Source organism: Oleiphilus sp. HI0128, assembly GCF_001635365.1.
On the sequence record NZ_LWGG01000061.1, the window covers coordinates 1 to 1,021 of the forward strand.

General features: G+C 43.3%; 1 protein-coding gene and 1 pseudogene. Both read left to right on the forward strand.

The genetic code is table 11. The features are described 5' to 3' along the window. Window positions 1-428 (forward strand): annotated as a pseudogene (locus A3763_RS00850) (F0F1 ATP synthase subunit alpha); the annotation flags it as partial. 92 nt (window positions 429-520) lie between these two features. After that, the coding region (locus A3763_RS00855) for a F0F1 ATP synthase subunit gamma (protein WP_197482659.1) at window positions 521-1,021 on the forward strand (501 nt) is incomplete at its 3' end.

The window sequence follows — 1,021 nt, forward strand, 5'->3', positions numbered from 1 at the left end:
TTTCGGTATCACGAGTTGGTGGTGCAGCTCAGACTAAGATCATCAAGAAGTTAGGTGGTAGCGTACGTTTGGCTTTGGCTCAGTATCGTGAATTGGCAGCATTTGCTCAGTTCGCATCAGACCTTGATGATGCAACACGTAAGCAGCTAGAGCACGGTCAGCGTGTGACAGAGCTTATGAAGCAAAAGCAGTACAGCCCACAAAGCGTTGCTGAAATGGGTATCGTTCTTTATGCCGCTAATGAAGGCTTCTTGGATGATGTGCCAGTAAACAAAGTTGTTGATTTTGAAGATGCAATGTTGTCTTACATGAGTGCTGAACATTCAGCATTACTCGATAAGATTAACGAAAAAGGCGATTACAACAATGATATCGCTGACGGCATTAAATCAGCTCTTGAGCAATTTAAGTCGACGCAAACTTGGTAAGCCGATTGTTGAGTACTGGAGATCTATGAATACTGCAGTACTCGACTGTCATTTATACCTCAAAGTGAACAAGACTTTAAAGGCGATATAAAATGGCCGTTGGTAAAGAGATACGAAATCAGATTTCGAGCGTAAAAAGCACGCAGAAAATTACAAGCGCAATGGAAATGGTTGCCGCGAGTAAGATGCGTAAAGCTCAAGATCGTATGAGTTTGGGTAAGCCCTACTCAGAAAAAATTCGTTCGATTGTCAGTCACTTGGCAAATGCGAACACAGAATATAAGCACTTATATTTGCAAGAGCGCGAAGTTAAGCGTGTTGGCTATATCATCGTTTCTACAGACCGAGGTTTGTGTGGCGGTTTGAACGTCAACTTGTTCAAGAAAGTTGCTAAAGATATGAAAAACTACGCGGATAACGCAGTAGAAGTCGATCTTTGCGCGGTTGGACAAAAAGCAATTAGCTTCTTTAAAAGCTACGGCGGTAATGTCGTTGCTGCATTAAGTCACCTTGGTGACGCACCTGCAGCACATGAGCTGATCGGTTCTGTAAAGGTGATGTTGGATGCTTACGAAGAAGGCAAGATCGACCGC